Genomic DNA, 3798 nt, shown 5'->3' with positions numbered 1-3798 from the left:
ATGAATAAATTTTGGTATTTTGCATTAATCTCACTCATCGCATCGACTACTGCGTGTGATATGGAAAGAAAAGTTGATTTTGAATCATTTTCGCTTTCGCCTAATGAAATTAAAGCGAATGATATTCATGGCTTTATTATTACAGAAAAAAATAATCCATTAACGATACCGCAAACATTTAACCAAATTCAGCGGTTATCGCATACACTACTCAAAAGTGACTGGTTACTGTCTCCAGACTACCTTTGTAATATCAATGAATTGCTATCACTATTAAAAGGTACTCAATTAACTGAAGCTCAACCCTTTATTAAAGAGTTAGAGCAAGCAAAACGCACCTACCGAACTAATTTATTCCGTATTCATGCGTACGCTCAAACACTCCAGCGTTCTATTGATAAAACAGAACGACGTTATAATTCTGAAATTAATGAGCATGAGAGAAAATTAGCCGTTTTATCTCATTCCAATGAATATTATTTAAACAAAATAGCTGAAATAAATAGGAAAATACAAGTTCAACAACACGTTTTCTTTAATAGTAAAAATACGCTTTACAATGCATTAAATAATGTTGTTAAAGATCCTGTTGTCGCTTTTAATATTAATGATAATCTTAAATTCGACCTTAAGAAAAAACTGACTCCAGACTGTGAGCGTTTTTGGGGTGACTATGAGCTTTTAAATATACAAGATGCAAAATACTGCACCTATATTAATCTTGACAGTTTAGTTAGCTATATTACGCCAAATAATAAAGAACAGGTGATTAATATTATTCAAACTGAAGCCGTGAAAGTTTGGCGCGCTATGACCTATTTAAATGGTTTCTATGATACAAAAAATAACACTCATTATTTTGCCAACAACTTACGTTCTCAGTTGATCAATGTACAAAATAACTATGCTTACAGACAAACCTTATGTCAGCGTAAATGCCCATCAAGCCTTGCTTTAGAACAGCAGTTAGCAAAATTAAAAGAAGAGAAACTCACCGTCATTGATAAAGCACTCGTCGACGAAAACAACAAAATTGATGTTCATTCTATCGCTTTTAGTAAGCTGCTTAATCATACGTTCACATCAGAAAACCTAGGGCTGAGTGATCCCCTCACTCCGTTTTCAGATCTTTACCACAATCCGCAGGTTGTGGACTCTTTCACTGCTGAATATGCCCATAAAATTGTTGCAAGTTATCCAAAAGATTACATTATTTCAGTCAGTCAAAACGGTAAATATATAATTCCTAATATTAAAGATAGCCATTACTCGTTATTTTTTAGTGTGGATCCCTCATGCAGCATTATTTATCAACCAACCGAATCTGAGCGTTTGCCAAAAGTCATTACGCATAAAACAGATCATGTTAAGACGAAAGATCACGGCTTAACCGAAGTTATTGGACATAACCTAAAACAGAAATGGTTTAATTACGCATAAACGTAAGCAATCAATATCTTACTACATTTATTGATAGCCAAAAGATTTAGCGACTTGAAGCCAATTATTTCTCTGCTTTGCACTAATCTTTATTGATGGAAGAGCTTCTAAAACATGAACAATCGAGGCATATTCTCCCTCTTGGCACCGTGATACACCTCCATCAAGTTCAGCATGAAACAAAGGTGTATTTTTCTGCTTATCTATACACCAATTTCTATACATTTTTCCTTGTTGCTCATTGCACACCGATACTACTAGCTGATGAAATGCTTGCTCTGTTTCGTCCTTGGCTCCACAAAGTATGGTTTCATAGTTAACAAACCCCAAGGTTGGATGATAAATCGCTAACCCTTTATGCTGGACTAGTTGTACATCACTCTCAATTGCATCCACAAATTTAGCGGGTGCAACCGAATCTTCAGCAGCCCCAAGACTGGATACCACACCTACAGCGGATAGAAGGCAAACCTTCAACATATAAGAACCCACACTTTTCATATATCCCACCTTTTATTGTTCTAATAACTTGGGAAATCTAGCAACAGAATAATGTTTTCACACATATGGTTATAGCAGAATTTCTGATAAACAATTAATTTTTATAAAATTTATCTTATGGCTATTAACGAATTTTCTGGCATTAAATGTGTACATTCGACATCGTTGCTATAATAAACAATATACATAAGAGGGATAATTCTTATCTATAAGACACTTTTAAACTACGTATGCGCTACATTCTTCATATAGGGATCGGTAATATAGTTGCATATATTTGTTTGAGGTAATCCTATGGAAGATAAAACACTTATTGCAGATACACATAGCATTCTGGATGCATTTATTGAAAATGGCTTACATAAGAAATATCCGATTTATTGCCAATTTCCACACTGCCAAAGCTTATTAGATAAGCATCAATATGATGAAGAGTTTGATATTGAATTTAACGACGGTTACCGACATCAAAATGAAAAATAGCCCATATCTCTTTACACGATTGAAATCGAAGCCATAAAAAAACCGACGCTGTGATAACGTCGGTTTTACTTGAATTATAATGTTTACGTTATGCTTGGCGACGCTTTTGTACGTCTGCCGCTAGTTGACGCAACACTTTTTCAGTATCAGCCCAACCAATACAAGCATCAGTAATACTTTGACCGTAAGTTGGCTCTACGCCATCAACGATATCTTGACGACCTTCAACCAAATGGCTTTCAATCATCACACCAAAGATAGACTTATTACCGCTTGCGATCTGCTCACCTACATCTTGAGAAACAATTGGCTGATTCTCAAATTTCTTTAGGCTGTTTGCATGGCTAAAGTCGATCATCACTTTAGAACGATGACCTGCTTTCTCTAGCTGATCAGTCACTGCTTTAACATCTTCAGCACTGTAGTTAGGTGCTTTACCACCACGCAGAATAATATGGCAATCTTCGTTACCTGCTGTTGCAACAATCGCAGAATGACCATACTTAGTTACAGATAAGAAATGGTGCGGTGCGCTTGCTGAACCTACTGCATCTGTTGCAATCTTGATGTTACCGTCAGTACCGTTTTTAAAGCCAACAGGACAAGAAAGACCTGATGCTAATTCACGGTGAACCTGAGATTCCGTTGTACGTGCGCCAATCGCGCCCCAACTGATCAAATCACCCATGTACTGTGGTGTGATCATATCTAAAAATTCGCCTGCTGTTGGCAAACCCGAATCAGTTAAATCAAGTAGCAGCTTACGACCAATACGTAAACCATCATTGAGTTGGAAACTGTTATCCATGTAAGGGTCGTTAATCAAACCTTTCCAGCCAACAGTCGTACGTGGCTTTTCAAAGTAAACGCGCATAACAATTTCAAGATCAGCACTTAATTCATCACGCAGTTCCTTCAAACGCTGACCATACTCAATGGCTGCTTTTGTATCGTGGATTGAACAAGGGCCAACAATCACAAGAAGACGGTCATCTTCATCGTTTAAGATATTATGAATGGCATTTCGGGCTTGATATACCGTTTCAGAAGCACTTTCTGTTGCTGGAAATTTTTCTAATATTGCTACTGGTGGTAATAGTTCTTTGATCTCGCTAATGCGGACATCATCTGTTTTATGCATGCTTATACTTCCCGTATCGCTACACTACGTCCATGTCGGTCAAATTGATGTAGTGTATTTTCTCCAAATAGTCGTTGTTAACTTATCGCCTTAACCCTTCTAGTGCAATGGGTTATTGACATAAAAGTCGACATTTTTTAACCAATTTACATCATCAATAATACTATTGTGTTCAATAAATCATAACAAAATACGTTTTATTACCCTAATACAGATATAAAACAAATACTTTT

Annotated in this window: 4 protein-coding genes; 2 read left to right on the top strand and 2 right to left on the bottom strand. The window is 36.3% G+C overall.

The features are described from left to right. A partial coding sequence (locus E5A76_RS18025) for a hypothetical protein (protein ID WP_161119760.1) occupies nucleotides 1-1440 on the top strand: 1440 nt, incomplete at its 5' end. Between the two features lie 27 nt (nucleotides 1441-1467). On the opposite strand, the gene E5A76_RS18020 is transcribed toward E5A76_RS18025, so the two are convergent. Continuing rightward, complete coding sequence (locus E5A76_RS18020; protein ID WP_161119759.1) at nucleotides 1468-1941, bottom strand: hypothetical protein; 474 nt, start codon at nucleotides 1939-1941, stop codon at nucleotides 1468-1470. 294 nt (nucleotides 1942-2235) lie between these two features. Between E5A76_RS18020 and E5A76_RS18015 the strand changes: the two genes are divergently transcribed. Then, complete coding sequence (locus E5A76_RS18015; RefSeq protein ID WP_008989514.1) at nucleotides 2236-2424, top strand: hypothetical protein; 189 nt, start codon at nucleotides 2236-2238, stop codon at nucleotides 2422-2424. 88 nt (nucleotides 2425-2512) lie between these two features. Here E5A76_RS18015 and aroG read toward each other — a convergent pair whose 3' ends face one another. After that, the gene (aroG, locus tag E5A76_RS18010) at nucleotides 2513-3565 is read right to left on the bottom strand and encodes a 3-deoxy-7-phosphoheptulonate synthase AroG (protein WP_161119758.1); all 1053 of its coding nucleotides are present in this window, start codon (nucleotides 3563-3565) and stop codon (nucleotides 2513-2515) included. Nucleotides 3566-3798 lie beyond the last annotated feature (233 nt).

The sequence above is a fragment of the Photobacterium lucens genome, from assembly GCF_009873615.1.
Classification (GTDB): domain Bacteria; phylum Pseudomonadota; class Gammaproteobacteria; order Enterobacterales; family Vibrionaceae; genus Photobacterium; species Photobacterium lucens.
Note: the sequence above shows the minus strand (reverse complement) of the source record. Positions and strands in the feature narration are given on the sequence as shown.

Coding starts and splice junctions, on each gene's coding strand:
- E5A76_RS18020 (WP_161119759.1), bottom strand. CDS start 1,941: ATGAAAAGTGTGGGTTCTTATATGTTGAAGGTTTGCCTTCTATCCGCT.
- E5A76_RS18015 (WP_008989514.1), top strand. CDS start 2,236: ATGGAAGATAAAACACTTATTGCAGATACACATAGCATTCTGGATGCA.
- aroG (WP_161119758.1), bottom strand. CDS start 3,565: ATGCATAAAACAGATGATGTCCGCATTAGCGAGATCAAAGAACTATTA.